Genomic DNA, 23,581 nt, shown 5'->3' on the forward strand with positions numbered 1-23,581 from the left:
CAATCGGTCGGTGCGAGTCCGTGGCTCTCTTTCAATCGTTGCCGAGAAGTGCATTGCACCGTGCAATGAAAGGCGTAGATCGCGGAGTTCCTTCTTCCGGATGTGGAAACCGCAGCACCTAACGTCCTTTCCATGACTCAGGTGGAAGCACGGCCCCAGGCCGGAGACACGGTAAGGGGCGTCACCCCGTCGGGTGGCACCGGTGACGTACGGAGCAAGGGCCTCGGCGGGAACTCGGTCGGGCTGGTCGGCAGCGCCGTCATCGGCCTCTCGACCGTCGCCCCCGTCTACTGCCTGACCTCCACACTCGGCTCCACGGCCGGCGAGGTCGGGCTCCAGATGCCCGCCGTCTTCCTGGCCGGCTTCCTGCCCATGCTCCTGGTGGCCTTCGCCTACCGCGAGCTTAACCGGGTCATGCCCGACTGCGGCACCTCCTTCACCTGGACCGTCAAGGCCTTCGGCCCCCGGATCGGCTGGATGTGCGGCTGGGGCCTCGTCATCGCGACGATCATCGTCCTGTCGAACCTCGCGGGCGTCGCGACCAGCTACTTCTGGCTCCTGGCCGGCGAGATCAGCGGCAACCCGGACATCGCGGCCCTGGACGACAACAAGGCCGTCCACATCCTCACCTGCCTCACCCTGATCGCCGTCGCCACCGCCATCAGCTACCGGGGCATGACGGCCACCAAGAGCGTCCAGTACGCCCTCGTCGGCCTCCAGCTCGTCGTCCTGGCCGTCTTCGTGGCCATGGCCTTCTCCAAGGTCGGCAGCGCCGACTTCCCCACCGGCGCCGACTTCTCCTGGTCCTGGCTCAACCCCTTCGCCGTCGAGTCCTTCTCGGCCTTCACCGCCGGACTCTCCCTCGCGATCTTCATCTACTGGGGCTGGGACGCCTGCATGGCGACCAACGAGGAGACCACCGGCAGCGCCAGGACGCCCGGCCGCGCCGCGCTCATCACCATGGTCGTGCTCATCGGCTCGTACCTGGCCACCGGCATCGCCGCCCAGATGGTCGTCGGCTCCGGCGACAAGGGCCTCGGCCTCGCCAACCCCGACACCTCCGACAACGTCTTCGCCGCCCTCGCCGGGCCGGTCATGGGCGGCGTCCTCGGCGTGACGCTCTTCGTCGCCGTCCTCGCCTCCGCGACCGCCAGCCTCCAGACCACCTTCATCCCGGTGGCGCGCACGGTCCTCGCCATGTCGACGTACGAGGCCCTGCCGCACTCCTTCACCAAGGTCCACCCCCGGTTCCGGACCCCGGGCCTCGCCACGGTCGTCGCGGGCGTCGCCACCGGCGTCTTCTACACGGTGATGACCCTGGCCAGCGAGAACGTCCTCGTCGACACCATCTACGCGCTCGGCCTGATGATCTGCTTCTACTACGCGCTGACCGCCTTCGCCTGCGTGTGGTTCTTCCGCGCCGAGCTTACGAACTCGGTGAAGGACGCGCTCTTCAAGGGCGTCCTGCCGGCCCTCGGCGGCCTGATGCTCACCGCCGTCTTCGGCAAGACCCTCTACGACATGTGGGACCCGGCCTACGGCTCCGGCTCCTCCGTCCTCGGCATGGGGTCGGTGTTCGTGATCGGCGTCGGCCTGCTGCTCCTCGGCGTCGTGATCATGCTGGTCATGCAGCGCCGCAGCCCCGCCTTCTTCCGGGGCGAGGTGCTGAAGAAGGAGACGCCGTCGCTGGTCGTCGCGGACTGAGCGGACCGGCCGGCACCTGAGCCGGGAGGGCGGGCCCCGTGGGACGGCACGGGACCCGCCCTCTCCGCACGCCCGCGCCCACTCCGTATGCGTAGGATCCGGGCGCGGGGCAAGGTGGACGGTATGTATGACCTCAACGCCATCGCAGAGGAACACCTCGTCGCCGCCCACGCCGACGAGCACGGCCGCAGCGCGAACCTGATCCTCCGGGACCCGCCCCTGCGGCAGAGCGTCATCGCCCTCACCGCCGGCACCTCGCTCGACGAGCACAACACCCCGCCCGCCGCCTCCCTCCAGGTGCTGCGGGGCGCGGTGAGGGTGACGGCCCAGTCCGGCGACGTGGAGCTGACCATGGGCGCGCTGTACCTGCTGCCGCCCGAGCGGCACGGCGTGACGGCGGTGACCGACGCGGCCGTCCTGCTCACCGCCGTCAACGACTGACTCCGGGCGTCCGGCGCGGGGCTCAGGCGCGGGGGGTCAGCTCCGCCATGGCGTCCCAGCCGTCGCGGCCCGGCAGCTCCGCGTTGATGATCTCGGGCGTCGCCGCGATCGCGCCGGCCATCGCCTCCAGACCGGCCGCGAAGTGGTCGGACCCCACGTGCGCGGCGCCCGCCTCCGCGTCCGCGAAGGCCTCCAGCAGGACGAACCGGTCCGGGTCCTCGACGTCGCGCGACCAGTCGAAGAAGAGGTTGCCCGGCTCGGCGCGCGTGGCGCGCGTGAAGCCGTCGACCAGCGTGAGCCACTGGTCGCGGTACTCGGGGCGGACGGTGAACCTGACGGCGATGAAGATCATGCCGCTACGGTGCTCCCCGCCCGGCCCCCCGTCCAGCTCACGCGCCCGGGATTCCGGCACCGTCGTGAAACGCGGCCACCGCACCTGCCACCGCCGCCCGCACCCTCCCGTACCGGTGACGGAACTCCGCGGTCGGCAACGACACCGACAGCGCGTGCCGCGCCTCCCCGTCACCCCCGGGCACGGCCATCGCCACACAGGTGTACGCCGGGTCCGCCTCCCCCACCGACACCGCGAACCCCCGCCCCCGCACCCGCGCCAGCTCCGCCTCCAGCGGCTCCGCGCCGGTGATCGTCCGGTCGGTGAACCGGGCCATCCCGTGCTCCGCCAGGAACCGCCGCCGCCCGCCCCTCGACAGCCCCGCCAGCAGCACCTTGCCGTGCGCGGTGGCGTGCGCCCGCACCTCCGGCCCGGGCACGAAGGGGTGTGCCGTGTCCGTGACCGGCGCCGTACTGTCCACGACGGTGATCCGCCCGTCCCGGTACGCCGAGAAGTACGCCTCCGCCCCGCTCTCCCGCCGCAGCCGCGCCAGCACCCCGCCCACCCCCGGCCCGGCCCCCACACGCCGCCGGAACGCCCGGTGCAGCACCGCCACCCCCGGCCCCGGCGCGTACCCGCCACCCTCGGCCCGCACCAGATACCCGCGCGCCGTCAGCGGCCCCAGCAGGTGGTACACCGTCGACAACGAACACCCCAGCCGTCGCGCCAGCACCTTCGCCCCCACCGGCCCGCCCGCCTCGGCGACGGCGTCGAGGATCTCCAACGCCCGGTCGACGGACTGCGGACCGGGGGTCTGGGGGCCGGGGGCCTGGGGGCCAAGGGACGCGCTGCTCATGGGGACGAGCCTACGAGGTGCCCAGGAACACCGGGTTCGTGAACGCCGCCAGGGCGCCCGGGAGGCCGGGGGAGGCCGGGGGGTGGCGGACCTCGGCGCGGACGTAGGTGGCGTACGCGGGTGTCGTCGTCCAGGTGACCGTGCCCGTGCCCGGTGCCGGCAGGGGTGCCGTGTGCAGGGTGCCCTGGTCGGTGACGAAGTGGGCGGTGCAGCCGGGGGCGCCCGTCACGTCCAGGCGCACCGTGACCGGGGCGCCGGGTGGGACGGGGAGCCGCTCGCCGATGTCCGCGCGGGCGCCACGGCCGCCGGTCGCCGAGAAAGCCAGCGACACGGCGGCCGACTCGGCGACGTAACTGCGGCCCGCGCGCAGCCCGGCGAGAATCGCCCGGCGGGTCAGGTCGTCGGCGAGGACGACCGTCTGCGGCTCGCCCACCTTCTGCGGCTCGCGGTGCGCGTCGCTGCCGCCCATCGCCGGGGCCCAGCGGCCGAGGGCCAGCGTGCCGTCCCAGTCGGCGAGGGTGACCTCGTCGTCCAGCGTGTACGGGCCGTTCCACACCTCGACCGCGTCCGCCTCCGCGAAGCCGTACTTCCAGGCGCAGCCGACGCACGTGGCGTGCGGGTGGGCCGGGACGACCAGCCCGCCGGCCCGCCGGATCTCGCGGGCGCAGTGCCCGAAGCGGTTGTCGCGGGCCCGGTAGCGCCAGTCGACGAACGTACCGGGGTCGGTGCCGACGGCGACGAGGTGACCGTTGCGCGTGGTGACCTCCTCGCCGGTCAGGATCAGCAGGTCGTCGCCCCACAGGCCCTCCCACGCCCGGTGCGCGGCGTGCGTGTTGTGCTCGGAGGTGTTGATGAAGTCCAGCCCGGCGGCGCGCGCGGCGGCCGCGACCTCCGCGGGGGTGCGCCTGCCGTCGGAGTACACCGAGTGCAGGTGGCAGTCGCCCCGGTACCAGGCCCTGCCCCGCCCCCGCGCCCGCTCCGGCGGGTACACCGGGCGCCGGGCCCGCCCCGGCGGGCCGTACGCCAGGCGGACCGTCACCGTGTAGGCCAGGCCCTCGGGCGCCACGGTGTACGGGCCGAGCACGATGTGCCAGGTGCCCGCCCGGACCGGCCCGGGGACGTACCCGGGGGTGGCGTCGTCGGCACGGAGGAAGAACTCGCTGCGGGCGCCGCCCGACCAGCCCCGGAAGCCGCGCCCGCCCGGCTCGGTGCCCCGCTCGTCGAAGACGCCGATGTCCAGCGCGTTGCCCTGCGTCCCCGGCGGCACGGCGGGCCGCTCGTAGGCGTACGACACCCGCAACTCCCGCACGCCGGGAGGCACTTCGACCGGCAGGTACACGTAGTCCGGCGAACCCGGCGGCAGCGTGCCGCGCACCACCCGCTCCGTCTCCCCGGCGGCGAAGGCCACACCCCCGGCCGCCACCAGTGCCCCCGCCGCGCCCGTCACGAATCCACGTCTGGCCAGCATGCGTGCCACCCTCCTCGCGGCCGGTGAACATCCCGTCAATCCGGAGTGACGGTCTCGGAATTCACCGCCGAAGGCCATACGTTGGGCCGTCATGCGGATCGCGACGACGATTTTCCTCACCGACCGGACCATCACCCCCGTACGGCTCGCACGCGAGCTGGAGCAGCGCGGCTTCGCCGGCCTGTACCTGCCGGAGCACACCCACATCCCCGTCGAACGCACCAGCCCCTACCCGGCGGGCGGCGACCTGCCGCCCGAGTACGGCCGCACCCTCGACCCGTTCGTCGCGCTCGGCCAGGCCGCCGCCGTCACCGAACGGCTCGGGCTGGGCACCGGCATCACGCTCGTCGCCCAGCACGACCCGATCGACCTGGCCAAGCAGGTCGCCACACTCGACCACCTCTCCGGCGGCCGCTTCACCCTCGGCGTCGGCTACGGCTGGAACCGCGAGGAGGCCGCCGACCACGGCGTCACCTGGAGCACCCGCCGGGAGCGCGTCCGTGACCGCATGGCGCTGATGCGCGCCCTGTGGGCCGCCGAACCCACCGCGTACGAGGGCGCGACCGCCTCCGTGCGCGCCTCCTTCGCCTTCCCCAAGCCCGCCGGCGGCGCCCCGCGCGTCCTGGTCGGCGGCGCGGCCGGCCCGACCCGCTTCGCCCACATCGCCGAGTACGCGGACGGCTGGCTGCCCATCGGCGGCCGGGGCCTCACCGAGGCGCTGCCCGTGCTGCGCGAGACGTGGGAGAAGGCCGGCCGTGACCCGGCGGACCTGCACGTCGTCCCGTACGCCGTGCACCCCTCGCCGGGCAAGCTCGCGCACCTCGCCGACCTCGGCGTCACCGAAACCGTCGTCCAGTTGCCCCCGGCCGGGGAGGCGGAGGTGCTCCGGACGCTGGACGAGTACGCCCCGTATGTGTAGGCGACCCGCACTCGTATGCTCGGGGCCATGACCGACGACCTGGCCGGACGCCCCACCCCCAACGCCATGCGACGCGCCCTGAAGCGGGCCAGAGACGGGGTCGCGCTGGACGTCACCGAGGCCGCCGTCCTGCTCCGGGCGCGGGGCGCGGACCTGGACGACCTGGCCGCGTCGGCGGCGCGCGTGCGGGACGCGGGCCTGGCGGCGGCCGGCCGGGCCGGGATCATCACGTACTCGAAGAGCGTGTTCGTACCCCTCACCCGGCTCTGCCGCGACACGTGCCACTACTGCACCTTCGTGACCGTGCCCGGCAAGCTGCGGCGCGCCGGGCACGGGATGTACATGTCGCCGGACGAGGTCCTGGACGTCGCACGGCGGGGCGCCGAACTCGGCTGCAAGGAAGCGCTGATCACCCTGGGCGACAAGCCCGAGGACCGCTGGCCCGAGGCACGCGAGTGGCTCGACGCGCACGGCTACGACGACACCATCGCCTACGTACGGGCCATGGCGATCCGCATCCTGGAGGAGACCGGGCTGCTGCCGCACCTCAACCCCGGCGTCATGTCGTGGACGGACTTCCAGCGGCTCAAGCCCGTCGCCCCCTCCATGGGCATGATGCTGGAGACCACCGCGACCCGGCTGTGGTCCGAGCCCGGCGGCCCCCACTACGGCTCGCCCGACAAGGAACCCGCCGTGCGGCTGCGGGTGCTGGAGGACGCGGGCCGCTCGTCGGTGCCGTTCACCAGCGGCCTGCTCATCGGGATCGGCGAGACGTACGAGGAGCGGGCCGAGTCGCTGTTCGCGCTGCGCCGGGTGGCACGGGCGTACCACGGCATCCAGGAACTGATCATCCAGAACTTCCGCGCCAAGCCGGACACCGCGATGCGCGGCATGCCGGACGCCGAACTGGACGAACTGGTCGCCACCGTCGCCGTCGCCCGGCACATCATGGGTCCCTCCGCCTGCCTCCAGGCCCCGCCCAACCTGGTCGACGGCGCATACGCGCGGCTCATCGGCGCCGGCATCGACGACTGGGGCGGGGTGTCGCCCGTCACCATCGATTACGTCAACCCCGAGCGCCCCTGGCCGGCGATCGAGGCGCTGGCCGAACGGTCCGCCGCCGCCGGGTTCGAGCTGCGGGAACGGCTGTGCGTCTACCCCGAGTTCGTCACCCGCGGCGAACCCTGGCTCGACCCGCGCCTGCTGCCGCACGTCCGCGCCCTCGCCGACCCCGCCACCGGGCTCGCGAACCCGGACGCGGAGGTGCGCGGCCTGCCGTGGCAGGAGCCCGACGAGGGCTTCACCGCCTCCGGCCGCACCGACCTGCACCACACCATCGACACCACCGGCCGCACCTCCGACCGGCGCGACGACTTCGACGAGGTGTACGGCGACTGGGGCGCGCTGCGGGAGGCCGCCGCGCCCGGCATGGTCCCGCAGCGCATCGACACCGACGTGCGCGAGGCCCTCGCGGTCGCCGCCGACGACCCCACGCGGCTCACCGACGACCAGGCCCTCGCCCTGCTCCACGCGGACGGCCCGGCCCTGGACGCGCTGTGCCGCACCGCCGACGACATCCGCCGCGACACGGTCGGCGACGACGTCACGTACATCGTCACCCGCAACATCAACTTCACCAACGTCTGCTACACCGGCTGCCGTTTCTGCGCCTTCGCCCAGCGGCGCACCGACGCCGACGCCTACACCCTCTCCCTGGACCAGGTCGCCGACCGCGCCCAGCAGGCGTGGGACGTCGGCGCGGTCGAGGTGTGCATGCAGGGCGGCATCCACCCGGACCTGCCCGGCACGGCCTACTTCGACATCGCCCGCGCCGTGAAGGCCCGCGTCCCCGGCATGCACGTCCACGCCTTCTCGCCGATGGAGGTCGTCAACGGCGCCACCCGCACCGGCCTGTCGATCCGCGAGTGGCTGACGGCCGCCAAGGAGGCCGGGCTCGACTCCATCCCCGGCACCGCCGCCGAGATCCTCGACGACGAGGTCCGCTGGGTCCTCACCAAGGGCAAGCTGCCCGCCGCGACCTGGATCGAGGTCGTGACCACCGCCCACGAACTGGGCATCCGGTCCTCCTCCACCATGATGTACGGGCACGTCGACCAGCCCCGCCACTGGCTCGGCCACTTCCGGACACTGGCCCGCATCCAGCAGGAGACCGGCGGCTTCACCGAGTTCGTCACCCTCCCCTTCATCCACACCAACGCACCCGTCTACCTCGCCGGTATCGCCCGCCCCGGACCCACCACCCGCGACAACCGGGCCGTCACCGCCATGGCCCGCGTCCTCCTCCACCCGCACATCCGTAACATCCAGACGAGCTGGGTGAAACTCGGCGCGGACGGCGCCGCCGAGATGCTCCGCTCGGGCGCCAACGACCTCGGCGGCACGCTCATGGAGGAGACGATCAGCCGCATGGCGGGCTCCTCGTACGGCTCGTACAAGTCCGTACGGGACCTCGTCGCCGTCGCGGAGGCGGCCGGCCGCCCGGCCCGCGCCCGGACCACGCTGTACGGCCAGGTCCCCGAGGAGCGCCTGCGGGCGGCGGCCGCCTCGGACGGGCACCTGCCGGAGCTGCTGCCGGTCCTGACCGACTGACCCCGGGTCGGCGATGGCGGGCGCACGTCGTTCGGCAGTGCGGGGGACATGAGCCACGAACGCGTGGTGGACGCCCAGATCCGTACCTCTTGGGCGTCCGCTCCCATAACACTCCGGGCCCTGAGCGCCCCGCCACCTTCGATTACAGTGCTGCGCGCCGGAGTGTCGGCACGACGGGCGACGGAAGAGGTGCGAGGTGGGCGCAGCCGGGGCGGTCTGGGGCCGGGCCGAGCAGCAGGACTTCCGCGCCCGGGTGCGGGGGTGCCTCCTCGGCGCGGGCATCGGCGACGCCCTCGGGGCGGGCGTGTCCACGCTGTCCGTCGAGGCGATCCGGGCGGCGCACGGACCCGACGGGCTCGCCGACCTCGCCCCCGCGTACGGGCGGCGCGGCGCCGTCACCTCCGCCACCCAGCTGACCCTGTTCACCGTGGACGGGCTGATACGCGCCCAGGTGCGCCGCGACACCGGCGCCTGGCACCCGCCCACCGACGTCCACCGCGCCCACCTGCGGTGGGCCGCCACCCAGCGCGACTGGGGTCCGGACGAGCGCCGCAAGGACAACGGCTGGCTGGCCTGCGAGGAGTGGCTGTACGTCCGCCGCGACCCCGCCCACGCCACCCTCCTCGGGCTCGGCGACGAGATCCTCGGCACGCTGGACAAGCCCAAGAACCCCACCGCCCGCGACGCCGGCGCCCTGGTGCGGTCCGCGCCGTTCGGGCTGCTCGTCGGCTGGGAGCCGCAGCTGGTGTGCCAGCTCGCCGTGGAGTGCGCCGTCCAGACGCACGGCCACCCCACCGCCTACCTGTCGGCGGGCGCCTTCGCGGTCGTCGTCCACGGGCTGGCGCGCGGCGAGTCCGTCGACGGCTCGGTCCAGCGGGCGCTCGCCCAACTGGCCACCCGCCCCGGCCACGAACCGGTCAGCGAGGCGCTGAAGCACGCGCTGGGCGCCGTGCGCCAGGGCATCCCCAGCCCGGCGAGGATCGCGTCGCTCGGCGACACCGACGGCGAGCACGCGGAGGACGCCCTGGCGATCGCGGTCTACTGCGCGCTCGTCGGCGAGGACGTCCGGCACGGGCTGCGCCTCGCCGTCAACCACGACGGCCCGTCCGAGGCCACCGGCGCCCTCACCGGCGCGCTGCTCGGCGCCCTGCACGGCGAGACGGCCCTGCCGCCGGCCTGGCTGGCGGAACTGGAGGGCCGGCCGACCATCCTCGAGCTGGCGGACGACTTCGCCATGGAAATGACCCAGGGCCCCGCCCTCCACGGCCCCGCCACCTCAGCCCCCGGCTGGCTGGCCCGCTACCCGAGGGGCTGAACGGGGACGGTACGGGGCGGGCCCGCACCGGTGGGGCGGGCCCTCGGCGGGGCGGGCCCCTGGAGCCGGGCCCCTGGCGCCGGGCCCCTGGAGCCGGGCTCCTGGCGGGGTGGGCCTACCGCATGAGTTCGCCCGCGTTCACCAGGAGCGACTGGCCCGTGATCGCGCGGGCGTGGTCGGAGGCGAGGAAGACCGCCGCGTCGGCCACGTCCGCGTCCGTGGCGAGCTCGGGCAGTGCCATCCGCCCGGTCAGCCGGCCCAGCACCTCACTCTCCGGTGTGCCCTCGGTCTCGGCCGTGTACCGCACGTACCCCTGGACCGGCGGACCCCACATCCAGCCCGGGACCACGGTGTTGACGCGGATCCGGTACGGCCCGAGTTCGCGGGCCAGCGAGTACATCGCGGACGTCAGCGCGCCCTTGGACGCCGCGTAGGCCGCCTGCCGGACCTCGGAGGGCGCGGCCACCGCCGACTGCGTACCGATGAGGACCACGGAACCGCCGCGCTTCTTCAGCGCCGGCAGGCAGGCGCGCGTCATCCGCAGGGTGCCCAGCAGGTTGACGTCCAGCACGTCCCGCCAGGCGCCGAAGTCGGCGTCCTCCAGCCCGCCGAAGTGGCTGTCGTACGCCGCCACGTGCACGACCGCGTCGATCCCGCCGAACCTGGCGACGGCGAGCGCGGCCAGCGCCTCGCACCGCCCCTCGTCGGTGATGTCGGTGGCGAGGTGCGCGCTGCGCCGCCCCTCGGGGTCGATCCGGCCGGCGCACGCGGCCAGGTTCGCCTCGGTGCGGGCGCCCAGCACCACGTTGCCCCCGTCCCGCAGGACGGCCGCGGCGACCTGGTGGCCCAGGCCCGGGCCGACACCGGACACGATCACGGTCCTGTCGCGCAGCGTCATCCGGTGCCTCCCCGGCTCTGGTGGCTCATCTGACGAACCGTCAGAGTAGGGCGCATGAGCGACGACGACAACGGCGACGACACCGGCGAGGACTACGCGCGGCTGGCCGCCGTGGGCCCCTACGGGGTGCGCCCCGGCCACGCCCTGATCACCATGGTCGAGCCGCACCCCGGCCACGAACACGCCTACAACCGCTGGTACGAGGACGACCACTTCTACGCGGGCGCCATGGCCATGCCGTGGATCTACGCGGGACGCCGCTGGGTCGCCACCCGCGAGCTGCAACTCCTGCGCACCCCCGAGAAGTCCGCCGTCGCGGTGCCGGTGACCGCGGGCTGCTACCTCTCCACGTACTGGATCACCGAGGGCCGCTACGACGACCACATGAGGTGGACCGTCGCCATCAACAAGCGCCTCAACCGCGACGGGCGCGTCCACCAGGCCCGTACCCACGTCTTCACCGCGTTCCAGGACCACGCGGCCACCGTCTACCGCGACGGCGCCACCGGCCCCCGCGACCACCACGCGCTCGACCACCCCTACGCCGGCCTCGTCCTCCAGGTCATCGACACCGACGGCCCCGCCCCACGCGCCGAACTGCTGCACTGGCTCCGCACCGACCACCTGCCCCGGCGCCTCGCCGGCTCCCCGGCCGCGATGGTCGCCGTCTTCCGCCCCACGCCCCTCCCGGGCGACCGGATGACCTACGTCAAGCAGGTCGAGGGCGTCGACTCGCGCCTCACCCTCCTCTGGTTCCTCGACCAGGACCCCCGCGCCTGCTGGCACGACCACTTCACCACCCTGGGCGCCCCGCAAGCGGGCACCTGGGGCCGCACGGAGTTGGTCGCCCCCTTCATCCCCACGGTCCCGGGCACGGACCGGTACGTGGACGAGTTGCGTTAGCGCACGACCGAGCCCCCTCGGCCGGGACGGCGGACCAGTCGAGAGGGCTCATCGGTGACGCGGGGAGGGACAGGCTCAAAGAGTTCCCGAGCTCACTTCGCGCACGAACGCGTTCCACGACTCGGGGACGAAGGTGATCGACGGACCGGCGGGGGCCTTCGAGTCCCGGACCGCGATCGACGCGACGACGGGGGACTTCACTTCGACGCACGCGCCGTTCCCGCCGGAGTACGAGGACTTGGTCCAGTTCTCCGTGGCGCCCTGAATGATTGCCATCTTTTCCGCTCCGGTTCTCGACTGTGACAGCAGTGACTCACACCGGCCTGACCTGCAGGCTGGCGTGATCGACGCTACTGGTCCGGATCTGCGCGCGGGACGGGCGTTCACTCGACCGGATGGCATATTCCATGCGGGTCTTCCGCTGGAAGCCGGTCGGGGTGTACCGTACCGGCTTCTTCCCCGGCGGGCTGGGTCAATCCCCTCGAACCGGGCGGAGATCGACGGATGAGCAAGCATCCCCATAAAGCCGCCTTCGCGGCGTCAGGAGCCCCACGACAATCGTGGCCTCACGGCACCCGTGGCCTCACGCAGTCGCGTCCGTATAGCTCTTGATCACCCCGCCGATGAACTGCCGCGTCTGCTCCACGTTCAACGCCTGGGCGCGCAGGTGCTCGTACATCACGCTGTACCGCTGCACGTCGTTCGCCTTCTCCAGGTACAGGTCGCTGGTGACACCCTCGATGTAGACGACCGACGAGTCGGACGCGTCCGGGAACTCCAGGATCGCGTAGTGGCCGCTGATGCCCGGGTGCGCGCCCATGCTGAACGGCAGGACCTGCACGGTGACGTGCGGCAGGTGGGACTGCTCGACCAGGTGCTCCAGCTGCTCGATCATCAACTGCCGGTCGCCGACCTCCCGGCGCAGCGCCGACTCGTCGATCACCGCCCACAGGCGCAGTGGCGTTTCCGCGTCCCTGATGCGTTCCTGGCGGCGCGCCCGGACGTTGACCCGCTTGTCGATGTCGGCCGGCGTCGACTCCGGCAGGGCGCCGGTGATCAGCGCCTCGGCGTACTGCCGGGTCTGCAGCAACCCGGGCACCACCTGCGGCTCGTACACCCGCAGCGAGGCCGCGTCCGTCTCCAGGCCGATGTAGACGCTGTACGGGATGTCGCCGAACGCGTGCCACCAGCCCTGCTGGCGCGAGTCCTTGGCCATCTGCATCAGCGAATCGACGATACGGTGGTCCTCGACCTCGTACACCCCGCACAAGTCGCGTACGTCACGCTGGCTGATGGAGCGGCGGCCGTTCTCGAGGCGGCTGATCTTCGACTGCGAGACGAGCAGTCGCTCCGCCACCTCCTCCGCCGTCATGCCCTTGAGCTCACGCAGCCGGCGCAGCTCCTGGCCCAATCTGCGTCGCCTGACGGTGGGGTTGACGTTGGACGGCACGGGAAACTGCACCTCCGGCTGTTTGGCTGCGGTAGCTGGCGTAGCTCTGCGTATCTACTGCTCAGCAGACTGCCACCAATGGGCTTTGCGCGCTGGAAAATGGCCACACGCGCCCCTCTGCGTACGCACGTGCGGACACGTGCGCGGGCACGCGCGAGCGCGCGGGGCGGCTGTCGTGACCGCCCCGCGCGCTCGTGGGGTGTGCGCCTGGTGCTCGTTCCCGCCTTGCCGGTGGTGCGGTGTCGCCCGTCCCGGTGTCGCTCGTGTCCGTGGTGCTGCTCAGTGCGCCACGACGCGGGCCATCGATCCGCTCCGTGACTGCGGCTGCATCGGCATGGCCGTGCGACCACCGCCTCCGGCGCCCGAGCCGCGGCGTGGCTGTGCGCCCACGCCGTTCTGGACGTCCATCACGGCGTGCGCCACGAGACCGCCCATCGGGTCGTGCCTGATCAGGTCCCGGAGCCGGGAGCGCGAGGAACGCCCCTCGTTGCCGGGGTAGAGGTGCTTGCCGAGACCGACCGCGTGGGCCAGCGCGGCGAGCGCCGCGGTCCGCGGGTCCGGCGGTACACCGGTGCGGATCGCACTGTCCAGCCGGGCTCTGATCTCCCGGCTGATCGCCGTCTCCGTCGCCTGGTAGCGCGTCGTCGGCAGCACCCCGCACATCTGGCCCTCGACGGCATGCACCATGCCGCACCGTTCCAGATGCGAGAGATACGTCTGGCGCAGCCCCAGCCGGGGCCCGCCGATCCAGTGGACGGCCCGCACCGGGCTGCCGCGCCTGCGCAACAGCTCGAGAGCGGAGTCCAGTGTCGGATCTCCGGTCGGCCGTGGCATCACCACGGCGATACGATCCCCGTCAGGGGCTATCCGTCCTGCCAGAGCCAGCTCCACTAGCTGTGCTCCGGCCAGGCCGAGGTCGAGCGACTGCGGCTGCGCTGTGGTACCCGTGGCCGGGTCCAGAGCGAGCAGCAGAAGCTCCTCCGGAAGTGTTCTGCGGCTCCTGCCCATCCATGCCTCCCCGCGTGGATGAATGACAGGGTGACCCCTCTCACATTGGTCTGTCGAGAGCGCCTGGGTGCTTCGTATGGGAACCGGCAGGTATGTCGTTCTCGTCTAGCACGGGAGCCAAGCGCTCACACAGGACACTGGTACACGGTTCGGGCAACGCGTTGATTGCAGGAGGCACGGTGGCGGGCGAGTCCCCCGAGAAGTCGGAGCAGCAGAAGTCGCCGGGGGAGACGGCTTCGGACGAACGCGATCCCAGGCTGGCCGTGCGCGGTGACAAGGTGTCGCCGGACGGGGACGCAGAGCGCTTGGTCGACCAGCCGACGGCGGTGTTCAAGGCGGTTCCGAGCGCCGCGGACGGCCCGGAGGACGGTGACCGGAAGGGTGCCTCCTCGGACGGTGCCGCGTCGGAGGAGGCCTCCGCGGAGGGTGCCTCCTCGGAGGACGGTGATCCGGACGACGGTGACCTGAAGGACGCCGGCTCCGGGGAAGCGGTTCCGGCGGGCGGCGGCGCCGACCGTGACGGTGACGCCCGGCTGCGGGACGCCGTGGCGGCGTGGGTGACGAAGGCCGAGGCCCCGGGCGGAAACGACCCTGCTGCCTCCGGTACGGACGCGGAGGCGGACGAGGAGCCCGCTGAAAAGCCCGCCGAGGAGCCCGCCGAGGCGGCCGAGTCCTCCGCCGCCGAGTCGACGCCCGACGCCGACGCCGACGCCGACGCCGAGCCCAGCGACTCCGGCGACAAGGGCGAGCCCGAGAGCGAGAGCGCGCCCGAGAGCGAGTCCGAGAGCGCGGCCGACGAGGAGCGGCAGCCGCCCGTCGACCAGCCGACCGCCGTGTTCAAGGCCGTCCAGCGCAAGCCCGTCGACCAGCCGACGGCCATGCTGAAGGCGGTCACGCCCGCGGCGGGAAGCGCCGCCGGTGCCGCCGCCGAGGAGGAGTCGCCCGCCGAGCGGACGAGCAAGTTCGTACCGCTGCGCGCGGATGACGTGCGCCCCGGCGGGAAGCAGGCCGGGCCCAAGCCGCCGCCGCGCCCCGAGTCCGCCGCCGCGCAGCAGGCCGCCGAGTCCGCGGCCCGTCCTGGGACGGCACCGAAGGCGGCACCGAAGACGACACCGAAGGCCGCGCCGGAGACGCCCGCCTCCCTCACCGAGCCCGAGCGGACCAAGCAGCAGCCCCTGCCGCCCCGGCCGCCGCTCGACATGCTCGCCGAGCTGACGAACACGCCGCCCCCGCCGGAGACCCCGGTGCGGACGGTCGTCCGGCGCATCAAGATCTGGACCCCGCTCGCCCTTCTCCTGGTGATCATCTTTGCGATCGTGCAGTTCGTACGACCGCTGCCCGCGCCCTCCCTCACGATGACGGCGACCCCGTCCTACACGTTCAAGGGCGGCAAGCCGTCCCTGCCGTGGCCGGGCGAGGGACAGGGCTACATGTCGGCGACCGGTCTCGGTCACGTCGACTCGTTCGGCGAGCAGAAGGCCGTGCCCATCGGATCCGTCGCCAAGGCGATGACGGCGTACGTGATCCTCAAGGAGCACCCCCTGAAGAAGGGGACCAAGGGTCCGATGATCGAGATCGACGCGCTGGCCGAGAAGGAGGGCGGCTACGACGCGCAGAACGAGTCGACGCTGAACACCGTCAAGGCCGGCGACAAGATCTCGGAGTACGACGCGCTCGCCGCCATCATGATCCCCTCCGCCAACAACATCGCCCGGCTGCTCGCGCGCTGGGACGCCGGTTCTGAGAAGGCGTTCGTCGAGAAGATGAACGCCACCGCCAAGGAACTCGGCATGAAGAACACCACCTACACCGACCCCTCGGGCCTCAACCACACCACGGTCAGCTCGGCCGAGGACCAGGTGAAGCTGGGCGAGAAGCTGGTGGAGATCCCCGCGCTGGTGGAGATCACCGCGATGCCCTGGTGGACCGACCCGTCGGGCAAGAAGTGGCGCAACTACAACGACCTCGTCCCGTACGACGGCGCGCTGGGCATCAAGACCGGCAGCACCACCAAGGCGGGCGGCAACCTGCTCTTCGCCGCGCACAAGAAGGTCGGGGACACCGACCAGCTGATCGTCGGCGCCGTCCTGGCCCAGTACAAGACGCCCATCCTGGGCAGCGCGATCGCCGCCAGCAAGGAGGCGATGATCGCCACGCAGGAGCTGCTGGAGAGCCAGACGGTCGTCAAGAAGGGCGATGTCGTCGGCCATGTCGACGACGGCCTCGGCGGTACGACCCCGGTGGTCGCGACCAAGGACGTGCAGGTCGTGGGCTGGTCGGGCCTGACGGTCAAGCTGGAGCTGGGCAACGGTGGCCGCGCGCTGCCGCACTCGGCGCCCGCCGGCACGCGGGTCGGCTTCCTGACCGTGGGCGAGGGCGCCAGCCAGGTCCGGGTGCCGGTGGCCCTGCAGAGCGCCCTGGCCGAACCCGGCCTCGGTGACAAGCTCGCACGTATCGGCTGAAACCCCTCTGGGCGCCCCGGATTTCCGGGGCGCCCCCGTGTTAGCGTCCGGACACGTTCAGGCAACGGATGGCGCCGGGACGGCGTCTTCGCAGACAGCACGTGGCAGGGCGTGGGGGACGACGCAGAGGACAGAGAGCCGCAGTGACCACCACTGAGCCGACCAGCGCTGAGCCGACCCGGGAGGAACGCGCCCCGACTTCCCGGGCGCGAATAAGGCCACCGGCAGCGGCGCCCGAGGCGTCCGCGGGACTCGATGCACCCCAGGCGTCCGGGACGCACGGGAGCCCGAGCGCGCCCGTGGTGCCCGCGTCCCCGGGTGACCCGGCCACCCCCGGCGACTCCGAAGCGCCCCGCGAGGCACCCCGCCCAGCGCCCCGCACGGCATCCCGCGGGGGGTTCCTCCGGCACCCGGTCACGCTGGCGACGGGGCTCGCCGCGCTGACCCACATCGTGTGGTTCTTCGCCTTCGCGAACAGTGGCGGTGACCTCGCCGCGCAGGACGCGTGGGCCGAGTTCGTGGGACGGCACCCCGACTCCGCGTACAACCTCGCCTGGTACGGCGGGATGCACCCGGTGTCGTACAGCGTCGTGTCGCCGTACCTGATGTCGCTGCTCGGCGTGCGTACGACGATGATGATCGCCGGTACGGCGTCGGCGGCGCTGACCGCGCTGATCCTGGTGCGGGTGCGGGCCGTGCGCAATCCGCTGGCGTGCTCACTGGCCGGGGTGTTCGCGTTCCTGTGCAACGCGCTGTCCGGCCGCGTCACCTTCGGCCTCGGCATGACGTTCGCGCTGGGCGCGGTCGCGGCGGTGTTCTGCTGGCCGTACCGGTGGCGGACGAAGCGGTGGGCGAAGGCCGCCGTCGCGGCGCCGCTCGCCGGGCTGGCGACCGCCGCGAGCCCGGTCGCGGGGCTCTTCCTCGGGGTCGCGGCGGCGGCGCTGTTCCTCAACAAGCGTCGCCCCGGCGCGTACGCGCTCGGCCTCGCGCCGGTCGCCGTCGTGGCGCTGTCGTCGTGGCTGTTCCCCTTCTCCGGTACGCAGCCGATGTCGTTCGGTTCGACGATGCTGCCGTTCGCGTTCGGGGTCCTCGTCCTCGTCCTCGTGCCGGAGGACTGGCGGACGGTCCGTACCGGCGCGGCCGTCTACGCGCTGGGCACGCTCCTCACCTGGCTGATCGACTCGCAGATCGGGTCGAACGTCTCGCGGCTGCCGATGCTGTTCGCCGGGGTCGTGCTGCTGGCCGCGCTGCCGTACACGGCCCGCCGCACCCGCAGGTGGTACGCGCTTGTCCTCGCCTTCACCGTCCTGAACGTGTGGATCGGCTTCAAGAGCGTCGACGACATCGTCCGCACCGCGCCCGACGCGTCGTGGGCGCGGGAGGCCGCGCCGCTGATCAACCAGTTGCAGCAGCTCGGCGCCGAGAAGGCGCGCGTCGAGGTGGTCCCGGCGCGCAGCCACCGGGAGGCGTCGGCGCTGGCCCCGTACATCAACCTGGCCCGCGGCTGGAACCGTCAGGCGGACATGGAGCGCAACCCCGTCTTCTACGACGACACGCTCAACTCCGCCACCTACCGCGACTGGCTGCACCGCTGGGCCGTCCACTACGTGGTGCTGCCCAAGGGCGATCCGGACACCGGCGCCGAGCAGGAGGCGGAGCTGGTCAAGGACGGCCAGCCGTACCTGCGGCCGGTGTGGTCGGACGCCAACTGGCGGCTGTTCGCGGTCGAGGACCCGACCCCGCTGGCCGATCCGCCGGCGACGGTGGACCGGGCGGGCGCCGGCGAGGTGACGATCCGGGTGCGGACGGCGGGCCGGGTGCTGATCCGCGTGCCGTACTCGCCGTGGCTGGCCCTGCTCGACGAGGAGGGCAAGAAGGTGGAGCCGCCGCAGGAGACGAAGGCCTCCCAGGAGCGCGAGGCGGACCCCAAGGTCTTCCTCAACGCGCACGGTTGCCTGCTGAAGGCGGAGGAGGACGGGGAGGGCGACGAGTGGACGGAGCTGCTCGCGCCGAAGCCGGGGGTGTACCGGCTGGCCGCCCCGTACAAGATCTTCCCGCGCGGTACGCCCTGCCCGGAGGAACTGCGCTGACCTCGTGCCGGCCCTCACGGTTACCGCGAGTCGCGCTGCATAGTGGTCGCGCATGGCGAGAGTGCGAACTGTGCTGGGAGTCGGAGTCGTCGTGGCCGCGGGCTGCCTGATCGCGACGGTGGCCCTGCTGGGCGGTGAGGCCCGCCCGGGCACCGACCCGGACGGCGACCGGCTGCCCGCGGGAAGCCTGCCCTCCCGCCTGGCCCCGTCGCGCCCGCCCGTCTACACGGCCTGGGCGGGCCCGGGGTGCGCGACCCGCACGACCTACCGGGAGGGCGGCCGTTTCGAGAACGGCGACGCTGCCTGGTACACGGTGGCGTCGGGCGGTTTCCGCGGTGAGGGCTGCGACGGCAGGTTCACCGCCCTGCCCATGTCCGGCAGCCCCGACCGGGACGGTACGGGCACCGCCACCTGGACCTGGCCGGTCGGCCGGGACTACACGAAGTGCGCGCTCGCGGTGTACGTCCCGAAGGGCCCGCGCGACATCGATGTCGCGGGCAACCCGACCATCTACCGGGTACTCGCCGACGCGGCCGACCCGAAGTCCACGTACGCCGTCTTCGGCGTCCGCCAGCCCGTGCACCGCGGCACCCTGGTCCAGGTCGGCAGCTACGCGGTCAAGTCCCCCGTCTTCACGGTCCACCTCACCGACCGCGGCCGCGACTGGGGCGCCGGCTCCCTCACCGGCGCCCACCACGCGGCGGCCCAACTGCGGCTGACGTGCAAGGAGTGACGGCACGGGCCCCCGGCCCCAGGGGCGGGCCCCAGGGCGGCGTTCCGCGCGGGCCCCCGGCGCGGCGACGTTCGCACGGTCGTCAATGCCGGTTCGACCGTCGTCGCACGGTGAAGAGGCAGGCGAGCATGCCCAGGGCCCAGGCGATCAGGAGAGCGCCCCACAACGGCATGGTCACCATGGGAACGAGAAGGCGGATCTCGACACTCGCACGGTTCTCGAAGATGAAGACCAGGGCGATCGCGGTGATCAGGACGAACGGTAGGAGCCGGCGGACAGCGGGGCGGGAGAAGAACGACGACTTGTGCGCCTTGTCTGTGCTTGTCCGAGTCATGAGGTGTCCCTCCATCCAATCGGCCCCCACGTCCAGCGTTCCCTCGGCGCACGGGTCGCGCCACTGAACGGACCCGGCCCGCCGGGCGGCTCACCTGCCTCGCCGCCCCCGGCCGGACCGGGCTCCTCCCGGCGGGGAGACGGACGGCCGAACGCCAGCCGGGCCACACGCGGCCAGTCGGCCGCCGCCCCGCGGGACCTCGACGCACCGGGGCGGTGGCGCGGCACGCGGACCCGGAGGGCTCCGGGCGCGATGCGGCATACGACGGGGCAGGGCAGGACGACGTGCTCGCCGTCGATGCCGACCGGCATGGTGGTGGTGTCGGTCTCGACGGCGACCTCGTCGGCGCTGAGCCGGACGAGGCCCCCGGAGCGCGGCCGGCTCGCCAGGCGCGCCGCCTCGGCGGTGCTGCCGACCCGGACGCACGCCACTCCCAGGAGGCCGGTGTCCAGGCGCTCCCTGCGTCCCGGGTGCGACACGTCGACGACTCTTCCGTAGGGGTTGTTGCTGACGAGCAGCGCCTGGAGACCGTCGAGTCGCCGCCCGTCGGCCGTCATCCGCAACGCGGGTGCGTTCTCGCCGGTGAGCAGCCCGGGGAGGGTCTGCCAGACCGTACGGGCTTTCGCGTCCCGGTAGGCGGGGTCGTCGACGACGGACGCGTACGTGCCGAACGAGGCGTTGTTGACGAAGACGCGGTCCGCGGCGTAGCCGAGGTCGACGCGGATCTCCACGCCCCCGGTCAGGGCTTCCAGCGCCGCCACCGGATCCTCCCGGTCGAGCCCGAGGTCGAGGGCGAAGTGGTTGCGGGTGCCGGCCGGGATCACCGCGAACGGCACGTCGTGCTGTGCGGCTACATCGGCGACCAGGGCCTGGGTGCCGTCGCCGCCCGCGACCGCGAGCAGGTCGGCTCCGTCGGAGACGGCCCGCCGGGCCAGGGCGGTGACGTCCTGGCCGGGTTCGAGCACGTGCACACGGCACCCCGCGGCCCGTGCCTTTTCCACCAGGTGGAACCGGTCCACCTTGCCGCCGCCGGACCTGCGGTTCATGAGCACCCAGGGCCGGCGGGGCGCCGCGGCGGCCTGCCCGGAGGTGGTGGGAGCAGGGGCCAGGGCCGAGCGTGCCGTGATGACGGCCAGGACGAGGAGGCCCAGCGACAGCAGGGCGGGGCCCAGCAGGTCGGCCGTGGCGTACAGCGCGAGGACGGTGAGCGGTGCGGCCACCGCGAGAACCGTGCCGGCGATGCGGACGGGACCGGTGTGCGCCAGGGCCCACCACACGCCGACGGCCGCGACCGCCAGCCCCGCGACGCCGACCAGCACCCACAGCACGCTGCGCAGACCGGCGGCGATGAGCGGCGCCAGGACGCCGCCCAGCAGGAGCAGCACGGCGACGCGGGCGTACGCGGCACCGCGGTCGCCCCGGACACCCGCCTCCGGTGCTCCGTTCGGCCTGCGGTGTCGTGACCCCACCTGTCGACCCCTGTGTCTGCCGTCGTTTCAGCGGGCGGAGGTACCGCTGCCGTGCGTGCCCCCGTGTTCCGCCGCACCGTGGCCGGCCAGGACCAGTTCCTTCGCCTTGCGGAACTCCTCGTCCGTGATGGCGCCCCGGTCCCGGATCTCCGAGAGCCGCGCCAGCTCGTCGACGCTGCTGGACCCGTCGCCGCCCGCGGTCTTCCGGATGTAGGCGTTGAACTCCTCCTGCTGCGCACGGGCCTGCGCGATCTCCCGGCGGCCCATGTTCTTGCCGCGGGCGATCACGTAGACGAAGACGCCCAGGAAGGGCAGGAGGATGCAGAACACCAGCCAGCCGGTCTTCGCCCAGCCGCTCAGTTCGTCGTCCCTGAAGATGTCGGAGACGATCCGGAAGAGCAGGACGAACCACATGATCCAGAGGAAGACCATCAGCATGGTCCAGAAGGCCCCCAAGAGCGGGAAGTCGTACGCGAGATAGGTCTGCGCGCTCATGTCCGTCCTCCGTTCCGGGCGTGGCCCGGCGTCGTTCCGTACCGCTTCAGAGTGGTCACGCGACCGGCCGTGTGACATCACCCGGCACGGGTGACCGGGGCGCCGGGCCGGTCGCGGTCGCGTTCAGGCCCGGGCCGGTCGCGTTCAGGGCCCGGGTCGGGGGGGTTCAGGGCCCGGCCGTGGGTGAGCCCGGGTTCTGGGTGGATGGCGTTCAGGGCCCGGCCGTGGGTGAGCCCGGGTTCCGGGGGCGGGCCTCGCGGAGTGCGGACCGCCAGCCCAGGGCGACCACGGCCTCGGCCAGGCCGAGCAGGATGAGCCAGAGGCCGAGCAGCCGGGTCAGGGCGCGGGCCGATTCGGTGGGCAGCGCGAGGACCACGATCCCCGCGATGACGGCGAGCACAGCCATGCCCATGACGAGGCCGCGGTGGGGCAGGTTCTCGGTGATGAGGGCCGTGAAGAGGGTGAGGATGCCGGACGCCAGCCAGACCAGGCCGACGATCAGCGACAGCGCGGCGATCGTCTGCAGCGGGTTGCGCAGGCACAGGACTCCCGCCAGCACGCACAGCACGGCCAGCAGCAGTCCGGGCAGCCGTTCGTGTCCCTCGCGGGCGAAGACGGCCACGAACCGGAACACGCCGGTCAGCAGCAGGTACAGGCCGACGAGGACGGCCAGGACGTGCAGCGTCGCCTCCGGCCAGACCAGGACCAGGACGCCGGGCACCAGCGTGGTGACGGCCGATCCCAGGAGCCAGGTCCAGGAACGTCCGAGTCTGGCGAGCGTGTACGCGGGGTCGCCCACCGCGGCGGGGGCCGCCCTGCCGGACGGGTCTCCTTGGCCGGCGGGTGCCGGATCACGCGGCACGGTCATGGCGCCTCCCTGGGATCGGCCGGTCGCCGCCGGGCCGTCCTGCCGGGACGGCACGGGGAGTACATGCACGGGGAGTACATGTACGTGTCCGTTCCAGCGTCGGGGCCCGCACCGGCGGCCGGGGTCACCCGTCGCGGGTGATATCGCCGCGCCCGCGGGGCGGTGGGGCGGCGCGGCCCGTGACCCCGTCGGCCGCCACCCCGTCGGCCGCCACCCCGTCGGCCGCCACCCCGTCGGCCGGTGTCACGCGGCCGATGTCACGCGGCCGATGTCACCGGCTGACGTCACTGGCGTCACTGGCGTCACTGGCGTCACTGGCGTCACTCCGGAACCTGCCGCATCTCCATGACGCGCAGCCCCAGCGACTGGCAGCGGGTGAGCAGCCCGTACAAGTGAGCTTCGTCGATCACTGTGCCGAACAGGACGGTCTGGCCGGACATGGCCACGTGTTCCAGCTCCGGGAACGCGTTGGCCAGGGTCTCCGACAGGTGTCCCTCGACTCTGATCTCGTAGCGCACGAGCGGTCCTTCCACCACGCCGGACAGGCTCGGTGCACCGTCCGGGACACGGGCGCGGGCGGTGCTGTCTCTGCTCCGAGTGTCTCGCTCGCCGCCCTGCGGCGGCCTCACCCGGTACAGGTGACTCCGACCGCAACGCTGACCGGGCAGGTGCGTCAGTGCGTCAGTGCGTGAGTGCGATCTTGACGAGGACGATCACCAGGCCGAGCAGCACGTTCACCGACGCGGTGGTGACCATCAGCCGTCGTGAGGCGCCCGCGCGATGCGCCGCGGCGACGGACCAGCCCACCTGTCCCGCGACGGCGACGGACAGCGCCAGCCACAGGGAGCCCGGGACGTCCAGCCCCAGCACGGGACTGACGGCGATGGCCACGGCCGGCGGTACGGCGGCCTTGACGATCGGCCACTCGTCACGGCACACGCGCAGGATCACCCGCCGGTCCGGGGGGCGCCGGGCCAGGCGTGCGCCGAACAACTCGGCGTGCACGTGGGCGACCCAGAACACCAGGCTCGTCAGCAACAGCAGCAGGATCAGTTCGGCACGGGGGAAGGCCCCCAGGGAGCCGGCGCCGATGATCACGGAGGCGGCGAGCATGGAGCCGTAGACGCCGCCGGTGTAGTCCGCGTGCGCCCGGTGTTCGGCCCGGCGCGCACGCCGGTCCGTGGCCTGCCCGGCCCCGCTCGTGTCTCCGGCCACCGGGGCCTCCTT

Annotated in this window: 22 protein-coding genes; 9 read left to right on the forward strand and 13 right to left on the reverse strand. The window is 72.9% G+C overall.

Annotated elements, in window-relative coordinates; translation table 11 throughout:
* The first annotated feature begins 132 nt into the window (after positions 1-132).
* Positions 133-1,704 (forward strand): APC family permease, encoded by a 1,572-nt coding sequence (locus EIZ62_RS18805; RefSeq protein ID WP_156693815.1) that lies wholly within the window; start codon positions 133-135, stop codon positions 1,702-1,704.
* A 123-nt stretch (positions 1,705-1,827) separates the two neighbouring features.
* A complete protein-coding gene (locus EIZ62_RS18810; protein WP_156693816.1) occupies positions 1,828-2,145 on the forward strand; it encodes a cupin domain-containing protein in 318 nt (105 codons plus the stop codon).
* A 22-nt stretch (positions 2,146-2,167) separates the two neighbouring features.
* Here EIZ62_RS18810 and EIZ62_RS18815 read toward each other — a convergent pair whose 3' ends face one another.
* Genes EIZ62_RS18815 through EIZ62_RS18825 form a run of 3 tightly spaced genes read right to left on the reverse strand, consistent with a single transcriptional unit; the run spans position 2,168 to position 4,800 of the window.
* Positions 2,168-2,497, reverse strand: coding sequence for a putative quinol monooxygenase (locus EIZ62_RS18815; RefSeq protein WP_156693817.1), 330 nt, complete (start codon positions 2,495-2,497; stop codon positions 2,168-2,170).
* 37 nt (positions 2,498-2,534) lie between these two features.
* The gene (locus tag EIZ62_RS18820; RefSeq protein ID WP_156693818.1) at positions 2,535-3,332 is read right to left on the reverse strand and encodes an IclR family transcriptional regulator; all 798 of its coding nucleotides are present in this window, start codon (positions 3,330-3,332) and stop codon (positions 2,535-2,537) included.
* A gap of 10 nt (positions 3,333-3,342) precedes the next feature.
* Positions 3,343-4,800 carry a CehA/McbA family metallohydrolase gene (locus tag EIZ62_RS18825; protein ID WP_156693819.1) on the reverse strand — a complete coding sequence of 486 codons (1,458 nt, stop codon included), beginning with the start codon at positions 4,798-4,800 and terminating at the stop codon, positions 3,343-3,345.
* A gap of 91 nt (positions 4,801-4,891) precedes the next feature.
* Between EIZ62_RS18825 and EIZ62_RS18830 the strand changes: the two genes are divergently transcribed.
* From EIZ62_RS18830 to EIZ62_RS18840, 3 genes are all read left to right on the forward strand, one after another.
* Entirely contained in the window at positions 4,892-5,719 is an 828-nt protein-coding gene (locus EIZ62_RS18830; protein ID WP_156693820.1) for an LLM class F420-dependent oxidoreductase, read from the forward strand.
* Positions 5,720-5,746: 27 nt separating this feature from the next.
* Positions 5,747-8,329 carry a bifunctional FO biosynthesis protein CofGH gene (locus tag EIZ62_RS18835; protein ID WP_208827978.1) on the forward strand — a complete coding sequence of 861 codons (2,583 nt, stop codon included), beginning with the start codon at positions 5,747-5,749 and terminating at the stop codon, positions 8,327-8,329.
* Between the two features lie 196 nt (positions 8,330-8,525).
* Positions 8,526-9,644, forward strand: coding sequence for an ADP-ribosylglycohydrolase family protein (locus EIZ62_RS18840; RefSeq protein ID WP_156693822.1), 1,119 nt, complete (start codon positions 8,526-8,528; stop codon positions 9,642-9,644).
* Positions 9,645-9,759: 115 nt separating this feature from the next.
* Here EIZ62_RS18840 and EIZ62_RS18845 read toward each other — a convergent pair whose 3' ends face one another.
* Positions 9,760-10,542: an SDR family oxidoreductase gene (locus tag EIZ62_RS18845; RefSeq protein WP_156693823.1), complete on the reverse strand. Its 783-nt coding sequence runs from the start codon at positions 10,540-10,542 to the stop codon at positions 9,760-9,762.
* Between the two features lie 54 nt (positions 10,543-10,596).
* Between EIZ62_RS18845 and EIZ62_RS18850 the strand changes: the two genes are divergently transcribed.
* A complete protein-coding gene (locus EIZ62_RS18850; protein WP_156693824.1) occupies positions 10,597-11,445 on the forward strand; it encodes a hypothetical protein in 849 nt (282 codons plus the stop codon).
* Between the two features lie 75 nt (positions 11,446-11,520).
* On the opposite strand, the gene EIZ62_RS18855 is transcribed toward EIZ62_RS18850, so the two are convergent.
* From EIZ62_RS18855 to EIZ62_RS18865, 3 genes are all read right to left on the reverse strand, one after another.
* Complete coding sequence (locus EIZ62_RS18855) at positions 11,521-11,721, reverse strand: DUF397 domain-containing protein (protein ID WP_156693825.1); 201 nt, start codon at positions 11,719-11,721, stop codon at positions 11,521-11,523.
* A gap of 307 nt (positions 11,722-12,028) precedes the next feature.
* Positions 12,029-12,895, reverse strand: a complete 867-nt coding sequence (locus tag EIZ62_RS18860; protein WP_156693826.1) for a helix-turn-helix domain-containing protein — start codon at positions 12,893-12,895, stop codon at positions 12,029-12,031.
* Positions 12,896-13,174: 279 nt separating this feature from the next.
* Entirely contained in the window at positions 13,175-13,903 is a 729-nt protein-coding gene (locus EIZ62_RS18865; RefSeq protein ID WP_156693827.1) for a GOLPH3/VPS74 family protein, read from the reverse strand.
* A gap of 179 nt (positions 13,904-14,082) precedes the next feature.
* On the opposite strand from EIZ62_RS18865, the gene EIZ62_RS18870 reads away from it, so the two are divergent.
* The 3 genes from EIZ62_RS18870 (at position 14,083) to EIZ62_RS18880 (ending at position 19,188) form a co-directional block, all read left to right on the forward strand.
* Positions 14,083-16,365 (forward strand): D-alanyl-D-alanine carboxypeptidase family protein, encoded by a 2,283-nt coding sequence (locus EIZ62_RS18870; protein ID WP_244375791.1) that lies wholly within the window; start codon positions 14,083-14,085, stop codon positions 16,363-16,365.
* A gap of 419 nt (positions 16,366-16,784) precedes the next feature.
* Entirely contained in the window at positions 16,785-18,455 is a 1,671-nt protein-coding gene (locus tag EIZ62_RS18875; protein WP_244376229.1) for an MFS transporter, read from the forward strand.
* Positions 18,456-18,525: 70 nt separating this feature from the next.
* On the forward strand, positions 18,526-19,188 hold the full coding sequence (locus EIZ62_RS18880) for an adhesin (protein ID WP_156693830.1): 663 nt from the start codon (positions 18,526-18,528) through the stop codon (positions 19,186-19,188).
* A gap of 82 nt (positions 19,189-19,270) precedes the next feature.
* On the opposite strand, the gene EIZ62_RS18885 is transcribed toward EIZ62_RS18880, so the two are convergent.
* The 6 genes from EIZ62_RS18885 to EIZ62_RS18910 all read right to left on the reverse strand — a co-directional run bounded on the left by EIZ62_RS18885 (position 19,271) and on the right by EIZ62_RS18910 (position 23,569).
* The gene (locus EIZ62_RS18885) at positions 19,271-19,522 is read right to left on the reverse strand and encodes a LapA family protein (RefSeq protein ID WP_156693831.1); all 252 of its coding nucleotides are present in this window, start codon (positions 19,520-19,522) and stop codon (positions 19,271-19,273) included.
* On the reverse strand, positions 19,519-20,991 hold the full coding sequence (locus EIZ62_RS18890; protein WP_156693832.1) for a diacylglycerol/lipid kinase family protein: 1,473 nt from the start codon (positions 20,989-20,991) through the stop codon (positions 19,519-19,521). The genes EIZ62_RS18885 and EIZ62_RS18890 overlap by 4 nt, the downstream gene beginning before the upstream one ends.
* Positions 20,992-21,018: 27 nt before the next feature.
* Positions 21,019-21,486: an SHOCT domain-containing protein gene (locus EIZ62_RS18895; protein ID WP_156693833.1), complete on the reverse strand. Its 468-nt coding sequence runs from the start codon at positions 21,484-21,486 to the stop codon at positions 21,019-21,021.
* Between the two features lie 211 nt (positions 21,487-21,697).
* Entirely contained in the window at positions 21,698-22,354 is a 657-nt protein-coding gene (locus EIZ62_RS18900; RefSeq protein WP_156693834.1) for an HdeD family acid-resistance protein, read from the reverse strand.
* Between the two features lie 320 nt (positions 22,355-22,674).
* A complete protein-coding gene (locus EIZ62_RS18905; protein ID WP_156696479.1) occupies positions 22,675-22,872 on the reverse strand; it encodes a hypothetical protein in 198 nt (65 codons plus the stop codon).
* A 163-nt stretch (positions 22,873-23,035) separates the two neighbouring features.
* Positions 23,036-23,569 (reverse strand): hypothetical protein, encoded by a 534-nt coding sequence (locus EIZ62_RS18910; RefSeq protein WP_156693835.1) that lies wholly within the window; start codon positions 23,567-23,569, stop codon positions 23,036-23,038.
* Positions 23,570-23,581 lie beyond the last annotated feature (12 nt).

Source organism: Streptomyces ficellus, from assembly GCF_009739905.1.
GTDB lineage: Bacteria > Actinomycetota > Actinomycetes > Streptomycetales > Streptomycetaceae > Streptomyces > Streptomyces ficellus_A.